Genomic DNA, 18,283 nt, shown 5'->3' on the forward strand with positions numbered 1-18,283 from the left:
AATCTGTTTGTCGAGTCTGTTTTCCGTTAATCCATGCATCTCAGTGTTTATTCTGTGACAAGTGTCGCGGTTTCGGTTGACGCCTGTTTTTTTTGACACGAAAATTGCTAACCAATTTTTCACCCGTCAATAAACACGCGACAGGTAGCAGGAAGTCACCAGCGTCGCACAAGGCAGGAGCCTATGGAGCAGCTATCCGCACTTGATACCGCATTCCTCAACCTGGAAACAGGCAGTACACCGATGCATGTCGGTTCACTGGGAATTTATGATCAGTCCACCGTTCCGGGCGAAAAACTCGGTTTCAAGGATATCATCCGCTATTTCGAAAGCCGTCTGCCGAAAGTGCCTGCACTGCGTTCGCGCATGGTTGATGTACCGATGGGGCTGGATTATCCGTACTGGATCTCTGATCCGGATTTCGACATTGAATTCCACCTGCGTCATATCGCCCTGCCGCAGCCCGGTGACTGGCGTCAGCTGTGCATTCAGGTTGCGCGCCTGCATGCTCGTCCGCTGGATATGGGGCGTCCGCCGTGGGAAATCTACGTGATTGAAGGGCTGGACAAGATTCCTGGCCTGCCGGAAGGTAGTTTTGCGATTGTCAGCAAGGTGCATCATGCGCTGGTCGATGGCGTTTTTGGTGCACAGTTGATGGCGGCGATGCATGATCTTGGCCCTAACAGCAAGATCAACCTGCCTGATAAACCCTGGATTGTGGATCGCGTACCGACAGGCGTTGAATTGTTGAGCCGTGCGGCTTTCAACAGTGTTCGCAACGTGATGAACAAGGGCAAGGTGCTGGGGCGCTATGCATTGCCAGCCGCGACCAACGTTGTCAAAAAGAAACTGACCGGTCAGAGCTGCAACCTGTTCAGTGCGCCCAAGACCCGGTTTAACGATCGTGTCAGTTCGCACCGTGTGTTCGAGGCGGTGTCGTTTGATCTGTCCGAGATCAAAAAGGTCAAAAACGCACTGCCGGATATCACCCTGAATGATGTGATGGTGAATATTGTGGCGGGCGCCCTGCGTCGTTACCTCAAGAGCAAGGGGGAGCTGCCGGAAGAGTCCATGACCGGCATGCTGCCGATCTCGGTACGCCCAGACGCCAAGCAGAACCAGCAGGGTAACCAGATCTCGTTCATGTTCCCGAAGATCTATACCGACATTGACGATACTGTGGAGCGGTTGAAGGCTATCCACAAGGCGACAGCTGCCGGTAAGGATACCAATGAACAGTTTGGCGGTGGCCAGGCGTTGGAGTCTGCGGCTCTGTTGCCGACGACAGTGACCAACCTGGTCATGCGTTCACTGGTGAAGTACAACGTGACCAATTATGTGAAGCCGTTGTTCAATACTGTGATCACTAACGTACCCGGCCCCCAGCTGCCGTTGTATCATGCTGGCGCTAAGCTGGTCAGCTTCTACGGTAGCGGTATCTGTTATGACACCATGGGCTTGTTCCATATCCTCTTCAGCTACAACGGTAATATCACCATCAGTGTGACGTGCTGTCGTAACATGATGCCGGATCCGGCCTTCTATGCGGACTGTCTGCGCTATTCCTTCAAGGAAATGCAGAAGGCCCTGCTGGGAGAAGCCAAAAAGACAAACGTGGTCACGTCGATCAAAAAAGTATCCGACAAAAAAGTTGCAGATACCGACACGAAGATTGTCAAGCCTGCGGCTATTGAAGCAAAGGTAACGGAAGCAAAGGCAACGACTGCGCGTTCAGAAAAAGCCGCTACCACCAAGCCGGTTGCAGAAAAGAAAACCACTGCCCGTAAAACAGTGCGTAAAAAATCTGCAACAACGCCTTCGTCAGCGGAAAAACAACCTGAATCCGTAACGGAGAAAGAAACTGCTAAGGTCAAAGAATCATAAAAAATAAAAGAGGGCTGTCATAGCCCTCTTTCTTTATCTGTTGAAAGCAGCCGGTTGTTACGTTTGATTCGGCTGTTTTTGTACCATTGAATACCATATTTCGGTATTCAATGGATTCGTTTTGATTTTATTTTTCGGATGTGCGGCGAATATACTGATATTCACTTTCCATCTGCTGTTCAGTATTTTGACCAACAAATTCGGCTAATGCTTTTCCAATCAATGGCACGCTGCTGTTGATTTCAATATCGACGATATTAACGCAACCATTTTCTTCCGGTTGCAGTGTCATGTCGCCGTTGATTTTGACGGGGACGCCATCGATATCGATTCGCAGTTGGCAGGAATAGCTGCCATCACTGTTCTTGTTCCAGTTTTCACGCTGGCGGACACGGTTCCACTCGCCGGCGAACTTTTTCAGCATCGCAGGGATTTCGTCACCAACGGGGACTTCGCGACGACTGTCAATGGTCAGAGTGTCGGGACCAGTAGTGAGATCCTTGATACGAAATTTTCTGGATCCTAATGCTTCGTATTTGTCGTTTACCGTTGTTTCGGAAGCAAAGAACGCGTAAATTTCGTCGACGGATGCAGTGTATTGGTGTCTTGCAGTTACTTTCATTTTGACGTCTGTTCTTTTAGTCAGGATTAACAGGTTATTTTTTCAGCCTTATTATATCGACGAGATTCATTGAATGTCATTTCAATAGCACTTTTTTTCTTACTGAATACAAAGATTACATATGTTTACGTGTGTGATAGCAGTCTATATAATTCGAAGCGCAGTACAGGCAGTAATTTAAAATGATACAGGGGAGTAATGAATATGTACGAGAAGATCTGGCTTGCGGGCCTTGGAGCATATGCCCGTTATGAAAAGCTGGGCCAGGAAGGCAAAAAATTGTTTGAAGAACTGGTAGAAGATGGCGAAGACGTCCGTGATCGCGCCAGTGACAAGGTTGATGAGCTGAAAGGCAAGGCTCAAGAAAAAATCAATGAAACCATTGCCAAGCTGAAAGAGATTGTCCGTCTGGAAAAAAATGACGACGTTCAGGATCTTTCTCATCAGATTGAAGAGCTGAGCAAGGCGGTTAAGGCGTTGGCCGCGGCTGAAAAGAAGACCAAGGTTCCTGCTCGCACCACTGCAGCAGCCAAGAAAGCGTCCTGATTTTTTTAAGCCGGCCGAATAGCCGGCTTTTTTTCTTCCGCTCTACGCACCTTCCTCAACAGGCTCCTCAGCCATAACGGCATGTTGTAAATTTTCAAACGACTGTTGCAGACATTCCATATAAAGCGCAGGATCCGGCATCATGTTCCGGCAGGCAGTGACAGAGATGGCAATATTGCCGTTGTAACTGAAGGCTGTGTGAGCAAGGCCAACCGTGTCATAGATCATATCCAGACCATAACTGGCCACCATTCGTGCACCGACGTGGTATAGCGGTATGTGAGGACCCGCCACGCTACTGATAAGGGTATTGAACAGTGGGTGCGCATGCCGAGTCGTCTGATAGGTGACTGCTGCCTTCAATGACATATCCGCCAGTGTGTTGGGGAAAAGTTTGGCGGCATCATCGGCGATTTGCCAGTCCAGCCAGGTTGACTGGTTACGAGCCCTATCCATATGAGCGGCAATACGCTCCAGGCGTTCAAGGGGATCAGTGATCTCGGTGAACAGTCGGGGGAACACATAGGAGAAATGGTGTACCCGCTTTTCATTGGTCTTGGCGGGACGATCCGGCACCGGGAAGACGGCACGCAGCGACTCATCCGGTAACTCTCCCTTGGCGCGAAGGTAGGTTCGCAAACCTCCGGCGATGATTGCGATGATCACATCATTAAAGCGGGTTTGTGGGCGAGCATCTCGGATGGCCTTAATGGCATCCAAAGGAAAGCTGATACCGTCAAATGAGCGGTGAAACGAAACCCGCTCATTGAAACGGGTGCGTGGGGCATAGCGGATGCAGGACTTCCGGGTCAGGCAATTTTTTAACAGCCCTTTGGTGACCGGAAGTGCATACCGTTGTGCGACATGGGCGTAACTGCCCAGTATCTTGACCCGATTGACGGCCGCACGGCTGAGCAGTTCAACGCCTGTAGGAACCCGTTCGACAGTGAGCGGTCGATCCGGTAGTTGCGTCATGGTGCCACTGTCGAGATCGTGCAGGGCTGCCAGAAGTTGGCCGCCGATTTCACGGTCCAGGATGGCGCGATGCACTTTGGTCAGGATAGCGAAGCAGCCTTTGGGGAGCCCTTCAATGTTGTCCAGCCCTTCGATGATCGTGGCTTCCCAGAGCGGGCGGTTCAGATCCAGCGGTCGTGCATGCAGGCGTGCAACCTGGATGCACAGTTGGCGCCAGTCGCCAGGTTTTGGCAGGGAAATGTGGCGCAGGTGGTACTCAATATCGAAGTCCGGGTCTTCAATCCAGTAGGGATAGTCCAGATTAAAAGGAACCTTGACCGTCCGTAACCGCAAGGGGGTCAGTTTATGCAAGCGCGTCTTGAAGGTTCGTATGATTTCCTTGAAACGGACTTGACCGGTTTTGGCGGTTTTCTGGTCATAAATGCAGAGCAAACCCACGTGCATGGGGGTATTGCTGCTCTCCATATGGAGAAAAAGATTATCTTGTGGTGAGACCTGGTACATGGTGGTCAGTCGTTCCCGGTAAGAAGCACCTTGTTATTTCTGAAGCGTACCGGATCATCCAAAGGTTGCGCTGACCTGGATTAAGGTTTGGACGCTTCAGCGGGATCTGGAAAGCAACGTCCTGCTGTCGGGGGTGCTGGCTGTCGCTGAACGTGAAGGGATGATAAGTAACTGCTGTCGCCATTGCCAGTATTTATACATAATGCAGACGTTTCAGGTCAGCAGGCGCAGGGTGCCTTCATCCATGCGTTTCCACTGATGGTCTGACATGGCGAGCCGGTCTGCCATGACATAAAGGGCCCGGGGATTGAAGATAATGCCAAGGTGACTGGCGCCCACGGCAATGTTCTGGGACAGTTCGGTCTCATCGACTTTGGCGATCTGCCAGGCAACTACGCCATCCTGTTTGGTATAGATCGAGGTAAAGGCAACGCCAGGCACCGGGTGGCGGACTTTCTCAACCCGTTCTTCGATCTCTTCCTTGCTCATGTTACGCCCAAAAATCTTGATATAGATGTCCCACAGGCTGGTGTTTTCCATAGAGCCGCCAATCGGGCTGGCGAGTGTAATGACCTGGCGGATCATCTCCGGGTGCATGCGGGCGACTTCCCGGGCAAGAACGCCGCCCAGGCTCCAGCCCACCAGGCTGATACGGTGGCCGGACGTGAGGTAGAGTTCCTTGACCCGTTCGGATAGCAGGTTTTCGATATCGCGACTACCGGTAGGGCCGAAGTTGACACCCAGTTTCCAGGGCTGGGCGTTATACCCAAATTTCCGGAGTTGCTTGCGAAGGAATGCGGTGGCGGGGTCACTGGTCATAAAACCAGGCAGTACCATGACCGAATGGCCGTCGCCCTTGGGTGCCCGATTCAGCAGAGAGCGTTCTTTGACAAGGCTGGCAACATCCTTGACTGCTCGTATGGCATCCAGAGCGGTGTCCAGCTTGCTAGGCGCTTTGATGGCTTCTTCTTTGCTCATGTCACTGCCCGATTGTGTTTCTGTTGCCTGCAATAGCTGTCCTTATATCTGCAGGTCCTGACTGCCTTTCCCTGAAACGTTGGTGTCGTGCCGCATCCCCGTTTTATCTTGAATGATGGTACAAATTTAGGTGCAGTAAATTCAAGTATATAACAATCCTCTTGGTAAAGGTTGGCTATTATGCGGGATTGTTCTTTTATTGAAGTCAGTGAAACGAGTCGTGCTGTGTTATACGCGTGTTTGAACAGAAATGAACAGGCTGTGTGTGTCGTTTATAACAGTATTGCAGGAAGATAAAACGAATGTGTTTAAAAGATGATCAGTTTGTCGGCAGGCTTGTGGTAACGGGGGGCAACGTTGAATTTCAAAAGTAAACAACAGGCTTATCCACAATTCCTGTGGATTATGGGGTAGGCGATATCGCACGTGATACCGGGTGAAATACCTATTGCCGGCTATCTCTACCCAGTAATGTCCCTGTTTTTTCGTGTGTCTGAAGATGTTTGTTTTTTCTATTCCCCTGGCAATATGACGGTGACCTGAAGGCCTGGGTTAAGGTTCTTCAGCAGAATAGTGCCACCATGGTTGTGGATAATAGTACGGGTGATCGCCAGACCAAGGCCTATGCCGCCCGTGTCGCGATTACGCGAGCTTTCCAGGCGATAAAATGGTTCAAAGACCTTGTCCATCATCGCCTCTGGAATACCGGGGCCTTTGTCGCTGAAGGTTAGATGGATGCCTTGGCTGTCACGGTTCAGGACGACCTCGGCCATCTCACCGTATTTGACGGCATTCTCGATCAGGTTACGGATCGCCCGCGTCAGGCTGACCGGGCGGCAGGGAAGCACCGCATCCGGGCCTTCATGAAAGGTGACCGGCATCCCGAGTTCTTCGAGGTCATCACAGATGCTGGCCGTCAGGGCATTGATATCGACACGACGAGTGTCTTCCTGCTTGGCGGCTTCTCTGGCAAACGAGAGTGTCGCTTCCGTCATGGCCTGCATCTCTTCCAGGGTGGCGAGCAGGCGCTCTTTCTCTGGAGAGTCTTCCAGCAATTCTATCCGTAATCTTAATGTCGTGATGGGGGTTCTCAGGTCATGGGAAAGTGCTGCCAGCATACGGGTGCGATCGGCAACGAAACGCTGCAGGCGATCGTGCATGCGGTTAAAGGCCTGTATGGTCTGTCGGATATCCTTGGGGCCACGTTCTTTGATGGATGGCACGGTTTCGCCTAAGCCCAGGCGGTTGGCCGACTGCGTCAGTTCCCCCAGGGGGCGGGTGATACGCCTGACCATCAGAATAATCACCAGCATCAACATGAGGCCACTGAGTAGCAGAAACAGGCCGGTTTGCCGGGCGACCAACGGTGGAATCGATGGTGTTCTGGCCGAAAGGTTTAGCCATTGCCCATCATTGAGCTGGATGGAAAAGTTCACAAAAGGTACTGCGGGCTTGCCTGAGTGGGAATCAAACCGCCGGTGTGAGGGATTTCTGCACGTACGACTACTGCTCTTGGCCCATTCTTCCGACTTCCGTCGATGGCTGGGATGCATGCAGTGGGGTTTGCCATAGCGACTTAACCAGGCGCGTACCCGGCCACGGTAAGGTTCACCCAGTTCCCGGCTGAGTTTGGCAATGAAACGCTGGTCCAGTCGGGACTCGGCCTCTTCAGGGATATGACTGTTTCTGGCCAGCCAGAAGGTAGCGGGCGCGGTGCTGGCAGCCTCTACCATACGACTGTGGTAAATATCGGGTGTTTCGTCGAGTAAGCGGGTCAGGGTGATGGTGCGCTGGATCAATTGCAGTTCACTGGCATCATAGATCACGTTGCGATGTGCACTGGAAAGTATCCAGAGGCTGATCGCCTGGGCTGACAGCAGGGTGATAAGAACGACAATGACCATCTGTCCGGCCAGGCTGGATGGCCACAGTCGTTTAAAAAATGCCATTACTGTGCAATGACCTCGGGCGTGAACATATAGCCGCCGCCCCAGACGGTCTTGATGAGTGCCGGGTTGCGGGGATCTTCCTCAATTTTCTTTCTCAATCGGCTGACCTGGTTATCGATGCTGCGGTCAAAGGGCATGGCCTCACGTCCCTTGGTGAGATCCAGCAGCTGGTCCCGACTCAGCACCCGGCGAGGATGGTGAAGAAAAGTGGTCAACAGCCGATGCTCAGCCGTGCTTAGCGGTAATACGACGCCTTCCCGGTTTTCCAGCTGACGCTGGTGGACATCCAGCACCCAGCGATCAAACAGGATCCGGTGACTGTCGGTTTCCTGCTGGGGTTCAGCGGGCATGCGCTGTGCGCGCCGCAGTACCGCCTTGATGCGGGCCAGCAGTTCCCGGGGGCTGAAAGGTTTGGTGACATAGTCATCGGCGCCCATTTCCAGTCCGACGATTCGATCTGTCTCTTCACCCATGGCGGTCAGCATGATGATCGGTGGTCCATCCTGCTCCCGAACATGTCGGCATAGGCTCAGGCCATCTTCCTCAGGCATCATCAGATCCAGCACGATAAGATCGATACCGCCTGCCTTGAGCTTGAGAATGCGGCGCATGGCCTGCCCACCGTCAGCCAGGCTGGCACGATAACCGTGTTGCTGCAGGTAGCGGCCCAGGAGATCGCGAATCTCGTGATGATCGTCAACGACCAGGATGTGGCCTGAGGTGTCTGTGCGTCCCGGATGATCCATGGTATTGGTCTTCTGTCTTACGTAACTGTGCCCATTATATTCCGTAGGGGGAGGCGTAAGCTGTATCAAAATGTCGCAGAATGTCGTTTAAAAACCGGTTTGTCACACTTTCAAGACAATAAAGTCAGTGGCTGGGACAAATCGGTTACATCGTAGCGTTTTAATGGTGCTGTCGAAGATTGGTGAGTCCGGCAATACATCAATGTGGTTGCCAAACTATCAAGCAAACAGCATGAGAAGGTGATACGTATGAAGAAGCAAACCATAGCACTGGCCCTGGCGGCAATCATGGCTTCAGGTTCTGCCATGGCCTGGCAGGGTGGGAATGATGGCAATCATTGTGGTAGTCGCGGCTATCACAAGGGCATGTCCGACCATCACGGTAAAGCCATGATGGAGCGTGAATATACAGCCGATGAAATCCGTACCCTGATGGAGGCAAGGCTGCTACAGCGCGGTAATGACAACGTTGAAGTCGGCAAGGTGACAGCGACGGATGAAGGGTACACGGTTACCATCGTGACCAAGAACAAGAAGGACCTGGTCAGGGAACTGGAGCTGGGTAAAAACGGGATTCCCCTGAAAAAGCTGAAGATGTGGGAAGAGCGGCAGGCGCGTAAGCAGGCCGATGGTAAGCCACTGGCAGCCTCTTATCTTTATCAGATGATTCCGCCAACAGTTGCTGAAAAACTGCAGTCATAAGTGTGCTGTAGTAACAGGCACATGATTGGGGTTTTTTGGCGTACTGGGCGAGAACGTGTCTCGCCCAGTACGGTCAATTGACTGCATCAATGCGTGCGTAATTCGTGATCTTTCCAAACCACTTCGAGATTGCTCGCTTTAATCATGGCCGCGACTTCTGACGCAGACCGATTGTCGTCAATCGCAAACTGCTCCAGGGCTTTCTGCTCCGGGTCAGCATAGCCACCAGGCTGTGTAGAGGACGCTGCACTCATGGTCGTAATGCCGAGATTCACCACATGGTTCCTGAATACCTGTGATTCCCGGGTTGAAAGTGACAGTTCAACCTCGGGTGCGAAAAGGCGCCAGGCACAGATCAATTGCACCAGTTGCCGTTCATTCATCAGGGAGCGGGGTTGCTCTTCGCCTTCGCAGGGGCGCAGGCGGGGAAATGAGATGGAGTACCGTGTCTGCCAGTAGTGTCGCTGCAGGTAATCCAGGTGTGCGGCTGTGAAGAAAACATCGGTACGCCAGTTTTCCAGGCCAATGAGTGAGCCGATACCAATCTTTTTGATGCCCGCTTTACCGAGGCGGTCTGCGGTTTCCAGGCGGTAAAAGAAATCCTGTTTGTTACCACGAAGATGGTATTGGGCGTAGGCACTCTGGTGGTAGGTTTCCTGGTAGATCATTACCGCGTCCATGCCAAGACTGATAAGCTCTTCGTACTCGTGCTGATCCAGCGGCTGCACTTCCATGCTGATATGGGCGAAATAGTCTTTCAGTAAGGGGAGAGCTTCGCGGAAATAGGGCATCCCGACCGTTCCCGGCGCTTCGCCGGTCAGTAACAGAATATGCTCGAAGCCCATCTTGCGGATCGCCAGGGCTTCCCGGTGCAGCTGTTCCTGTGACAGCGTGATTCGACGGATAGGGTTATCCAGACTGAATCCACAATACGTGCAAATATTGTGACATTTGTTGGAGAGGTAAAGCGGGATATAAAGTTGGATGGTCTTGCCAAAACGCTGACGGGTCAACCGATAGCTTTCCTGGGCCATTTCCTCCAGAAAGGGTTCCGCTGCCGGTGAAATCAGCGCCATAAAATCTTGCAGATTTCGCTTCCTGGTCCGCAGCGCCCGCTGAACATCCAACGATGTTTTCTGGTATATCTGCAGCTTCAGGTCTTCCCAGTCAAGCTGCCGAAAAACATCACTAAAGCTCATAGATCCAGGAATCCTGTCAGTGGGCTGGTGGCAGCGGCCTCCAGGCGGCGACCGCCCAAACCGCTTTCGTATGCCTGGCGTCCGGCTTCCACGGCCTTGCGGAAGGCATCCGCCATGCTGATTGGATCACCGGCTACGGCGATGGCGCTGTTAACCAGTACGGCGTCGGCGCCTATCTCCATGGCCAGTGCAGCATCGGACGGACTGCCGATACCCGCATCCACAATCACTGGCACACTGCTTTGCTCAATGATGATTTCGAGGAAATCCTGGGTGCGGATGCCCAGGTTGCTGCCAATCGGGGCTGCCAGGGGCATGACCGTAGCGCAGCCGACATCTTCCAGCCGCTTGCAGATGACCGGATCGGCATGCACGTAAGGGAAGACAATAAAGCCCAGTTTGACCAATGCTTCCGCAGCTCTCAGGGTTTCCACCGGGTCTGGCATCAGGTAACGGGGGTCGGGGTGAATTTCCAGTTTGAGCAGTGGTGTCTGCAGGGCTTCACGGGCCAGTTTGGCCGCAAAGACCGCTTCTTCTGCGGTGCGTGCGCCAGAGGTGTTGGGCAGTAGTCGGACATCGCAGGCCTGCTGCAGTGGGCCCAGGATATCATCCTCCTGCTGCTGCAGATCAACCCGTTTCATGGCGACGGTGACCAGCTCGGTGCCGGAGGCTTTGACAGCATCGACCATGGTCGTTCGATCGTTGAATTTTCCGGTGCCCAGTAGCAGGCGTGAGGTAAAAGTATGATCCGCAATGGTCAGCATGGATGGTCTACTTGATGTTATAGAAAGGTGGAAGCGTTCGGTGTATCGGCGAAGTTCGATCAGCCGCCGGCCGTTGCCTTGATCACGATGACCCTGTCACCGTCACACAGGTTCTGACCGTCCCACAGGCTGCGGCTGACAATGTCTTCGTTGACCGCCACGGCAATACCGTTGTCTTCTATGGCGAGATCAGCAAGAAGCTGGCCCAGGCTGAGCCTGCCTTCGCTGCGATAGGGTTGGTTATTGACCGTAATATTCATGGTTGTTCCGGCGGGGTAAATAACCCCGCATTGTATGATCTGCACCGGTAGAATTAAACCGCTGTTCTGAAGGGGCTTTGCTCATCGGTTGCGCGGCAGCAGGTCGAGGAAGTTCTCCCTGGCGACTTTTCGTGCCACCGGCTCCGGCAGGGCATCCAGGAATGGCTGGAAGTCGTCCATGGTTTTTGGAAGGCTGTCAAAGCGGCCCACCAGGTCAGATCCCAGCATGAAACGATCAGGGTAGTGTTTGACCATCTTCACCCAGACCGGGTCTGGCGTGCCCTCTTTTTTATAGATCAATTCTTCAGCCGTCCAGGAAAGCAGGATGTAGAGATTGTTGTGATCTTTTAGCAGCTGTTTGACCAGTGGAGGAAGAAAGTCCATGTCATTACGGCGTATGGTGGTTGAACTGGTGCCAGCATGAGCCCAGATGAATGTTGTGTTGGGGTTCTGGGTCAGTGCTTCTTTCAGTTCTTTCAGGTAGAGCGGCCGGTCCTCTCGGGCGGAGGTGATATTGGCATGCAGTAATACTGGCAGGTGATGCTTGGCTGCCAGCCGGTAGACCCGGTGCATGGCTTGGTGGTTGGCGCGTGGTTTTTCGCCTTCTGTCAGGGCGGTCAGATCATCATGGCGGGTGAGCACTTCACCGATCCCCTGCCAAAAGCCGGGACGCCATTGCAGCATGCGATCGATATGATCCACCGCGTTCAGGTCGGTGGGGTTAAAGCCGCTGAGGAAGGGGTGGAACCGTTTCTGCTGTTCTTTGGGGAGCCCTTCAATGGCGCGTGCCACCAGTTCATCGGTCGCGGCATACCAGTACACCGGGCCGTCATCCCCCTGGTAATAGCGTGGGCGTTCCGGCGCGGTCTCTTTCCACTTCTTGGTGACAGCCATGCCGGTCAACATGGTGTCGGTGACATCAGCCTGGTCCATGGCGTTTAACAGTTTTTCCATGCCGTCACTTTCCTGCATGAAATTGACGTAGTGCATTTCGGCATCGGCCAGAGGGTAAGGGGAGTCTTCTTCCGCCAGACTGGCTGCTGGAACGCTGAGCAATAGTGCCAGAAGGGGAGCGGCGAGTGATCTATTCATTAGCACGGTTTCATGGGCGATTTCTGCAGAGAATAGCGGCAAATAGCTCAGCCTGAAGGGCATGTCCGGAAAAATCCTTAGCTAGCCGCTAATGTTCCTGTTATTCGAATGTCGACAATGACTGCTGAATTCTATGTTCTTCCCGATAACAGGTTCAATGAGACGACTAAATATTGCGTCTTTCTGACAGGTCTAAGGGGCTGGGTATTATGAAAACGGTCAGAGTCCGGGAGCAGTGGGGCACTGGAAAGGCTGCCATAAACAGTTGGTTAACGCTGCCATCCGCATTGACGACAGAAATGGTCGCGCAACAGGGGTTTGATGCACTGACCATTGATATGCAACACGGCGCCATTGGTTACGAAACCGCGTTGTCGATGCTGCAGGCCATTGCGACTACGTCTGCCACGCCTCTGGTGCGAATCCCCTGGCTGGCGCCGGACATGGCGATGAAAATGCTGGATGCCGGTGCCTGGGGCATTATCTGCCCGATGATCAATACGCCGGAAGAGGTAGAGGCGTTGGTGCGTTACTGTCATTACCCGCCAGCCGGTGAGCGGAGTTTCGGGCCACTGCGGGCAGAAACCTGTTATGGGGCGGATTATCTGGCACTGGCCAATGACTACGTCCTTCCCATTGCAATGATTGAGACCCGTGAAGCACTGGCTAATCTTGATCGTATTCTGCAGGTGCCGGGCCTGGGTGGGATTTATATCGGTCCCTATGATCTCTCGTATGCGCTGGGGTGCCAGCCAGCGCCAGATTGTTATGAACAGCCGGTGCTGGATGCCATTGACCATATTCTGGCAAGGGCGCAACACTATGGCGTCCCGGCTGGGATGCATTGCCTTTCAGCGGATTATGCCGTGGCAATGGCGCAGAAGGGGTTCCAGCTGGTGACCGCCGGCAGCGATAGCGGCTGGTTGCAGCAAGGGGCAAAAACCGCGCAATGCGTATTGCGTCAGGCGAGACTAGGCTGACGCTATTTCACAATAGCTTCTTCTATATAAGTCGCGTTATTATGCGTTCGAGACATAACAATGAGCGCCGAGCTGTTCTGCCTAAATGCCTGAAACAGGTACAGGGTGTTATAGCCGTGGCTGTCAGCTGTTGTTGACCTGCCGCCAGGGCCAGAGAAGAAATTCTTTGACCTCCCAATCTTGGAAAGGTGTCCCATGACCGTATTGCAAGACCGTCAGGGACGGACATTTCCCTATTTGCGCCTGTCAGTCACTGACTTGTGCAACTTTCGTTGTAATTACTGCCTGCCGGATGGCTGTCAGGATCACCATCATGGTGATGCATTGTCGCTGCCCGAAATTCGTCGGCTGGTGACGGCATTTGCGCACTTAGGTTCTGAGAAAATCCGCCTGACCGGAGGAGAGCCTTCACTGCGGCGTGATTTCACCGACATTATCCATACCATCAAGTCTGTCCCAAGTATACGAAAAGTAGCCGTTACCACCAATGGTTACAAGTTGCCTCAGCGTATAGAGGGCTGGCTGGATGCGGGGTTGGATGCCCTGAATCTCAGTATCGACAGTCTCGATCCACGTACCTTTCAATCGATCACCGGACATGACCGGCTTCAGGAGATCCTGACCGGTATGCAGAAGGCGTTTGATCGCGGCCTGTCGGGTGTGAAGGTCAATGCGGTATTGATGCGTGGTTTGAACGACGGTGACCTTGATCGCTATCTCGACTGGGTCAAGGCGCAGCCCGTCAGTGTGCGTTTTATCGAGTTGATGGAAACGGGTGATCACCGCGCGTTTTTCCAGCAACACCATGTGTCCGGGCATGTGATTCGTGAGCAGCTGGAAGCGAGAGGCTGGACAGAAGTCACTCGTCTGGCCGATGCAGGGCCAGCACGGGAGTTCTGTCATCCGGATTACCAGGGGCGAATAGGGCTGATCATGCCTTATTCACCGGACTTTTGTCGTCAATGTAACCGGTTGCGTGTCAGTGCCACTGGTCAGCTGCAACTCTGTCTCTTTGCCGATGGGGGGTACGACCTGCGTCCGTTACTGCAATCGGATGACGATATGGGGGCACTGATAGCGGATATTCGCAAGCAGTTGAACTTCAAGCAGGAAGGGCATTTTCTGGATCAGGGGTATACCGGTACCACCCGACAGCTTGCCCAGATTGGTGGTTGAGCTTCCGAACATATTTGGCTGCCAGCCTGGATGATTGATGCTGGCAGCCAATGCCTGCTTTAGTAAGCGCCTGCACTATACGTCAGTTCGTAGCTATGGCTGTAGATTTCCAGAATATTGCCAAACGGATCTTCCATATACACCATGCGGTAGGGCTTCTCGCCGGGATAGTATTCCCGAACGGGCATCCGCTGTTTACCACCTGCCTCAACAATACGTGCAGCAAGTCCTTCTACGTCAGGATCCTGAACGCAGAAATGGAATACGCCGCTTTTCCAGTATTCAAAGTTGTTTTCACGCTGTTCTGCATTATTGAACTCAAACAGTTCTACGCCAATCCGGTCACCGGTTGATAGATGGGCGATGCGAAAGCGTTCCCAGCCCGCGCCGAAAACGTCGGTACACATCTGGCCAATGGCAGAATCATCTTCAGTGATTTCTGTCGGCTTCATGATCAGGTACCAGCCCAGCACCTGGGTGTAAAATTCTACGGCCTTGTCCAGATCAGTGACTGAAATACCGATGTGGGAAAATGTGCGTGGGTAAGGGGTCATCATCCGCTGTCTCTCATTCGTTGTTAAAACCAATGTGCAGAGTGTATAAACACCTTTTCTGATAGTTAAATTATCATTTGGATTGCTTTTGATAATGGTTTGTTATGATTAATCTCCACTGGTTGAAAACCTTCTGTGCCTTAGTGGAAACGGGCCATTTCACGCGAACGGCGGAGAAGCTGGCCATGACTCAGCCGGGTGTCAGTCAGCACATTCATAAGCTGGAGCAGCATTACGGACGAGCGCTCCTCAATCGCCATGGCAAACAGTTTGATCTCACGGATGCGGGGCTGCAGGTTTACCAGCAGGGGCAGCAGGCACTGGCCATGCTCGGTGAGCTGGACCGTGGCGTTCGCACGGATTCACCCTGGCAGGGTGCAATCCGTTTGGCGTCACCAGGGAGTCTTGGGTTGAAGCTGTATCCTGCACTGCTGGATTATCAGCAGGCGCATCGGGGGTTGTCGATTGATTATGTGTTTGCGCCGAATGAGAGCGTGGAACAATCATTGGTGGCGAACCAGCGGGATTTTGGTTTTGTCACGCGTACCAGTACACGGGCGGAGCTGAGCTGCATGCCCATAGGGAGTGAACCCTTGTTGCTGGTTACGCCCGCAGGGTTGGATTCTGTGACCTGGGGTCAGTTGGAGGCGTTGGGTTTTATTGGTCATCCCGATGGTGCACATCATGCATCATTGTTGCTGGGCGCTAACTTTTCACATTTTGAGCAGGTCAGCCAATTTCCACAGCGTGGATTTTCCAACCAGATCGGACTGATTCTCGAGCCGGTGAGCCGAGGACTTGGATTTACCGTATTGCCAGCTCACGCCGTCGCAGCATTTCCACGACAAGCGCGCATTACAGCACATACGTTATCGAATCCTGTCAGCGAAACACTTTATTTGCTCCGCCGTCGGTTTTATCCGCTTTCCCGGCGGGTGGAAATGATCATTGATCATATTGGAGGCCTTTTGGCAGAGAACATGGATTGAGAGAGATCATGCATGCATATTTATTCTGCTTTTTTATAGCTTCTAGTTACAAAAGTTGAATAAGTCATCTACTCAGTTAATGTAACTGATAATTTAGTCGTTTATTGATTTTCTTCTGATTGTTTCATAAGTCAAATTCAATATAAAAAACACTTCCTTTGGCTGTGTTGCTTTCAAAGTTAATACGCCCGCCCAGATTTGTTATGATTTTTTTGCAGATATAGAGGCCAAGGCCTGCGCCTTGGGCCGAGCGTGTGGAGGATGTGTCTGCCTGGGAGAAGCGTTGAAAAATTTTCTCTTTGAAGTCGTCTGGGATTCCAGGTCCTTGATCAATAACATCTATTCTTAGTTTTTTATCTTTTGCTTGAGTACGTATGATGATGTCACTGTTTTTAGGTGAGAACTTCGCGGCATTTGATAACAGGTTTGTAATAACCTGATCCAATCTTCCTTTGTCAGAGTTGATTTTTACGCCTTTGGCATTAGCATCAAAGATAATGTTTGAATGATGGGTTTTGCAGTATATAGATTGGTTTTTGGCAATGTCTCCAATAAACTTGTCTACCTCAATAGATGTGATGTCAAAAGTTATTTTATCGTTAGTAAGTTTTTCTACATCTAAAATATCATTCACTAGGTGGCTCAGCCTCTCACTGTTATTATGTGCAATATCAAGTATGTTCTGTGTTTCTTGTGGCAGTTGATGAGAGAACTGTTTTACAATTCCAAGTGCCCCTTTAATCGAGGTCAGGGGGGTTCGGAGCTCGTGACTGGCTACGGATAAAAACTCCGATTTTAGTTTGTTTGCTTGTTCCAAATGGATGTTTTTTTCTTCCAGTTCTTGATTCATTTTATCAGCGTAATTTAATGCGAGTTTGTTCATCCTGGTTAAAAATAGGAAAAGACCCAGCAGTATGCTGTCGATAATAAGGCCTCCAATAAGTATGATATAGGGTTGGTCGGAGTCGGTAGCCTTGCGAAAGTTCAAGTCTGTCTCGATATCAAAGATCCAGTTTCGACCGTACATTTCGATGCTTGAGGAAGTCGTGAAAAGAGGGGTAGTATCGATGGTGCTTTCTGACAGGCTGTCATTATAAAGCAATGTACCTTCATCGCTAATCTTGACTCGTACATGTCTGTTCCCTTGAGCCAAGGTTCCTTTCATCAGCTTATTCATGATAAATGGAGCGTAGGTAACCCCTAGAATGGAGTCCTGACGCTTACCAATGGTTTCTGGTATGCCAGCGCTCTTGTATACGGGGGTATAGAATAAAAACCCGGGTGTTTTCTTTGCGTCCTGAACAAGCGCTATCGGCCCTGTAACCTGGGCGGTGCCTTCATTCCTGGCCCGTTTGATGGCAGTGTACCGGTTATTCTCAAAAGCCATGTCAAGCCCTACGGCTTCCTTGTTGGGTATTTCTGGCTCGATATAAGTGATAGGCCAGTATTCTTTTTTATTATGAGTAGGATGAACTGTGTAATGTGGTCGTTTTGCTCTTTCTTTAATTAGGTAGTTATCAAAATCCTCAGGCTTTACATTATAAATCACACCAATGCCATTAATGCCGGGATAAGCCTGGTCAATATTGAGGCTTCCTGCATAGGCTTTCCATTGATCGTAGGTAATTTGACTGCTGTTGGAGTCAATCAGAGCCGCTCCTCCCCAAAGGGCGTTTTCATAGAGCTGCATCCTTTCTTTGACGAGGCTTATGATATGCTCGGCTTCTCGATCAAATTTGGTTTTGTTTTTTTGTAGAAGTTGCTGGCTGGAAAAATACCATGCACCAAACGTAAGGAGTAATGATAGAAAGATAATCACCCAATGTACTTGGTGTAGACGGGTGCCCTTTTCAAGTTTTGACCTCAAATTTAGTGTGTCATCCATAACTCTGTCCTTAGTAGTCATGATCACCGGGTATTTGTTGGGCACTCAATAAAGTGCTATCGCCAAAAAACGTGATTCTTTGAGGGGGATCCATTTAAGCTCAGTCGCTGAATGTGGGTTTTCTGGAAGATTTCAATACGCTTGGTCTGTGGGCTATTCCAGAGCCCTTCGGCTACCTATGCCGGTGCATTCGGCTATACCTGTGGGTAACGCGATGTAGACATTCCCTAGTAATCGCTATCCCTATCCCTATCCCTATCCGTTTCAGTTCCTAAGCTTGGCGCAGTAACCGGCAGATCGCTCATATTGCATGCATCACCAGCTCAACTGTGCTGACTACATATCCCTCTATGTTGCTTGAAGAGATTTAGTTGTAAAAAAGTGAATGGGGAAGATGGTTTGCTGTGATTTGCGGTGAAGATTTTGGCGGTTAACCTTTGTTGGGATGAGAATAGTTATCTAAGTGTCATTCTATTGC

The 18,283-nt window shown here is 51.5% G+C and carries 17 protein-coding genes and 1 riboswitch; of the genes, 6 read left to right on the forward strand and 11 right to left on the reverse strand.

The window, feature by feature from the left end; genetic code table 11:
* The first annotated feature begins 183 nt into the window (after positions 1-183).
* The gene (locus tag KHS78_RS06115; RefSeq protein WP_211826192.1) at positions 184-1,884 is read left to right on the forward strand and encodes a wax ester/triacylglycerol synthase family O-acyltransferase; all 1,701 of its coding nucleotides are present in this window, start codon (positions 184-186) and stop codon (positions 1,882-1,884) included.
* A gap of 127 nt (positions 1,885-2,011) precedes the next feature.
* Here KHS78_RS06115 and KHS78_RS06120 read toward each other — a convergent pair whose 3' ends face one another.
* The gene (locus KHS78_RS06120) at positions 2,012-2,506 is read right to left on the reverse strand and encodes a DUF2505 domain-containing protein (RefSeq protein WP_211826194.1); all 495 of its coding nucleotides are present in this window, start codon (positions 2,504-2,506) and stop codon (positions 2,012-2,014) included.
* Positions 2,507-2,710: 204 nt separating this feature from the next.
* On the opposite strand from KHS78_RS06120, the gene KHS78_RS06125 reads away from it, so the two are divergent.
* A complete protein-coding gene (locus tag KHS78_RS06125) occupies positions 2,711-3,052 on the forward strand; it encodes a phasin family protein (RefSeq protein WP_211826196.1) in 342 nt (113 codons plus the stop codon).
* A gap of 42 nt (positions 3,053-3,094) precedes the next feature.
* Here KHS78_RS06125 and KHS78_RS06130 read toward each other — a convergent pair whose 3' ends face one another.
* The 4 genes from KHS78_RS06130 to KHS78_RS06145 all read right to left on the reverse strand — a co-directional run bounded on the left by KHS78_RS06130 (position 3,095) and on the right by KHS78_RS06145 (position 8,204).
* Positions 3,095-4,531 carry a wax ester/triacylglycerol synthase family O-acyltransferase gene (locus tag KHS78_RS06130; RefSeq protein ID WP_211826198.1) on the reverse strand — a complete coding sequence of 479 codons (1,437 nt, stop codon included), beginning with the start codon at positions 4,529-4,531 and terminating at the stop codon, positions 3,095-3,097.
* Positions 4,532-4,744: 213 nt separating this feature from the next.
* Positions 4,745-5,509: an alpha/beta fold hydrolase gene (locus tag KHS78_RS06135; RefSeq protein ID WP_211826200.1), complete on the reverse strand. Its 765-nt coding sequence runs from the start codon at positions 5,507-5,509 to the stop codon at positions 4,745-4,747.
* Positions 5,510-6,021: 512 nt separating this feature from the next.
* The gene (locus KHS78_RS06140; protein WP_211826202.1) at positions 6,022-7,458 is read right to left on the reverse strand and encodes a HAMP domain-containing sensor histidine kinase; all 1,437 of its coding nucleotides are present in this window, start codon (positions 7,456-7,458) and stop codon (positions 6,022-6,024) included.
* Positions 7,458-8,204, reverse strand: a complete 747-nt coding sequence (locus KHS78_RS06145) for a response regulator (RefSeq protein WP_211826203.1) — start codon at positions 8,202-8,204, stop codon at positions 7,458-7,460. The genes KHS78_RS06140 and KHS78_RS06145 overlap by 1 nt, the downstream gene beginning before the upstream one ends.
* Before the next feature lie 249 nt (positions 8,205-8,453).
* On the opposite strand from KHS78_RS06145, the gene KHS78_RS06150 reads away from it, so the two are divergent.
* On the forward strand, positions 8,454-8,906 hold the full coding sequence (locus tag KHS78_RS06150) for a hypothetical protein (RefSeq protein ID WP_211826205.1): 453 nt from the start codon (positions 8,454-8,456) through the stop codon (positions 8,904-8,906).
* Positions 8,907-8,992: 86 nt separating this feature from the next.
* Here KHS78_RS06150 and thiH read toward each other — a convergent pair whose 3' ends face one another.
* From thiH to KHS78_RS06170, 4 genes are all read right to left on the reverse strand, one after another.
* The gene (thiH, locus tag KHS78_RS06155) at positions 8,993-10,105 is read right to left on the reverse strand and encodes a 2-iminoacetate synthase ThiH (RefSeq protein WP_211826207.1); all 1,113 of its coding nucleotides are present in this window, start codon (positions 10,103-10,105) and stop codon (positions 8,993-8,995) included.
* Positions 10,102-10,869, reverse strand: coding sequence for a thiazole synthase (locus tag KHS78_RS06160; RefSeq protein WP_211826209.1), 768 nt, complete (start codon positions 10,867-10,869; stop codon positions 10,102-10,104). The genes thiH and KHS78_RS06160 overlap by 4 nt, the downstream gene beginning before the upstream one ends.
* Before the next feature lie 59 nt (positions 10,870-10,928).
* A complete protein-coding gene (thiS, locus tag KHS78_RS06165; RefSeq protein WP_211826212.1) occupies positions 10,929-11,129 on the reverse strand; it encodes a sulfur carrier protein ThiS in 201 nt (66 codons plus the stop codon).
* An 81-nt stretch (positions 11,130-11,210) separates the two neighbouring features.
* Positions 11,211-12,284 (reverse strand): amidohydrolase family protein, encoded by a 1,074-nt coding sequence (locus KHS78_RS06170; protein WP_246506178.1) that lies wholly within the window; start codon positions 12,282-12,284, stop codon positions 11,211-11,213.
* Between the two features lie 146 nt (positions 12,285-12,430).
* On the opposite strand from KHS78_RS06170, the gene KHS78_RS06175 reads away from it, so the two are divergent.
* Positions 12,431-13,201: an HpcH/HpaI aldolase family protein gene (locus KHS78_RS06175; protein ID WP_211826214.1), complete on the forward strand. Its 771-nt coding sequence runs from the start codon at positions 12,431-12,433 to the stop codon at positions 13,199-13,201.
* Between the two features lie 53 nt (positions 13,202-13,254).
* Positions 13,255-13,408, forward strand: a riboswitch (molybdenum cofactor riboswitch).
* Positions 13,397-14,377: a GTP 3',8-cyclase MoaA gene (gene moaA, locus KHS78_RS06180; RefSeq protein WP_211826215.1), complete on the forward strand. Its 981-nt coding sequence runs from the start codon at positions 13,397-13,399 to the stop codon at positions 14,375-14,377. Its footprint overlaps the riboswitch before it by 12 nt.
* A gap of 59 nt (positions 14,378-14,436) precedes the next feature.
* Here the strand turns inward: moaA and KHS78_RS06185 are convergent, their stop codons facing one another.
* Positions 14,437-14,934, reverse strand: coding sequence for a lactoylglutathione lyase family protein (locus tag KHS78_RS06185; protein WP_211826216.1), 498 nt, complete (start codon positions 14,932-14,934; stop codon positions 14,437-14,439).
* A 101-nt stretch (positions 14,935-15,035) separates the two neighbouring features.
* On the opposite strand from KHS78_RS06185, the gene KHS78_RS06190 reads away from it, so the two are divergent.
* Positions 15,036-15,920: a LysR family transcriptional regulator gene (locus KHS78_RS06190; protein ID WP_211826217.1), complete on the forward strand. Its 885-nt coding sequence runs from the start codon at positions 15,036-15,038 to the stop codon at positions 15,918-15,920.
* A 124-nt stretch (positions 15,921-16,044) separates the two neighbouring features.
* On the opposite strand, the gene KHS78_RS06195 is transcribed toward KHS78_RS06190, so the two are convergent.
* Complete coding sequence (locus KHS78_RS06195) at positions 16,045-17,805, reverse strand: CHASE domain-containing sensor histidine kinase (protein ID WP_211826218.1); 1,761 nt, start codon at positions 17,803-17,805, stop codon at positions 16,045-16,047.
* Positions 17,806-18,283: the final 478 nt, after the last annotated feature.

It is taken from the genome of Kistimonas asteriae, assembly GCF_018263925.1.
GTDB classification, from domain to species: Bacteria; Pseudomonadota; Gammaproteobacteria; order Pseudomonadales; family Endozoicomonadaceae; genus Kistimonas; species Kistimonas asteriae.

Excerpts from the sequence above, each read along its gene's own strand:
- KHS78_RS06185 (WP_211826216.1), bottom strand. The coding sequence starts at position 14,934 with ATGATGACCCCTTACCCACGCACATTTTCCCACATCGGTATTTCAGTC.
- KHS78_RS06130 (WP_211826198.1), bottom strand. The coding sequence starts at position 4,531 with ATGTACCAGGTCTCACCACAAGATAATCTTTTTCTCCATATGGAGAGC.
- moaA (WP_211826215.1), top strand. The coding sequence starts at position 13,397 with ATGACCGTATTGCAAGACCGTCAGGGACGGACATTTCCCTATTTGCGC.
- KHS78_RS06145 (WP_211826203.1), bottom strand. The coding sequence starts at position 8,204 with ATGGATCATCCGGGACGCACAGACACCTCAGGCCACATCCTGGTCGTT.
- KHS78_RS06125 (WP_211826196.1), top strand. The coding sequence starts at position 2,711 with ATGTACGAGAAGATCTGGCTTGCGGGCCTTGGAGCATATGCCCGTTAT.
- KHS78_RS06160 (WP_211826209.1), bottom strand. The coding sequence starts at position 10,869 with ATGCTGACCATTGCGGATCATACTTTTACCTCACGCCTGCTACTGGGC.
- KHS78_RS06170 (WP_246506178.1), bottom strand. The coding sequence starts at position 12,284 with ATGCCCTTCAGGCTGAGCTATTTGCCGCTATTCTCTGCAGAAATCGCC.
- KHS78_RS06195 (WP_211826218.1), bottom strand. The coding sequence starts at position 17,805 with ATGGATGACACACTAAATTTGAGGTCAAAACTTGAAAAGGGCACCCGT.
- thiH (WP_211826207.1), bottom strand. The coding sequence starts at position 10,105 with ATGAGCTTTAGTGATGTTTTTCGGCAGCTTGACTGGGAAGACCTGAAG.
- KHS78_RS06140 (WP_211826202.1), bottom strand. The coding sequence starts at position 7,458 with ATGGCATTTTTTAAACGACTGTGGCCATCCAGCCTGGCCGGACAGATG.
- KHS78_RS06150 (WP_211826205.1), top strand. The coding sequence starts at position 8,454 with ATGAAGAAGCAAACCATAGCACTGGCCCTGGCGGCAATCATGGCTTCA.
- KHS78_RS06120 (WP_211826194.1), bottom strand. The coding sequence starts at position 2,506 with ATGAAAGTAACTGCAAGACACCAATACACTGCATCCGTCGACGAAATT.
- thiS (WP_211826212.1), bottom strand. The coding sequence starts at position 11,129 with ATGAATATTACGGTCAATAACCAACCCTATCGCAGCGAAGGCAGGCTC.
- KHS78_RS06175 (WP_211826214.1), top strand. The coding sequence starts at position 12,431 with ATGAAAACGGTCAGAGTCCGGGAGCAGTGGGGCACTGGAAAGGCTGCC.
- KHS78_RS06135 (WP_211826200.1), bottom strand. The coding sequence starts at position 5,509 with ATGAGCAAAGAAGAAGCCATCAAAGCGCCTAGCAAGCTGGACACCGCT.
- KHS78_RS06115 (WP_211826192.1), top strand. The coding sequence starts at position 184 with ATGGAGCAGCTATCCGCACTTGATACCGCATTCCTCAACCTGGAAACA.
- KHS78_RS06190 (WP_211826217.1), top strand. The coding sequence starts at position 15,036 with ATGATTAATCTCCACTGGTTGAAAACCTTCTGTGCCTTAGTGGAAACG.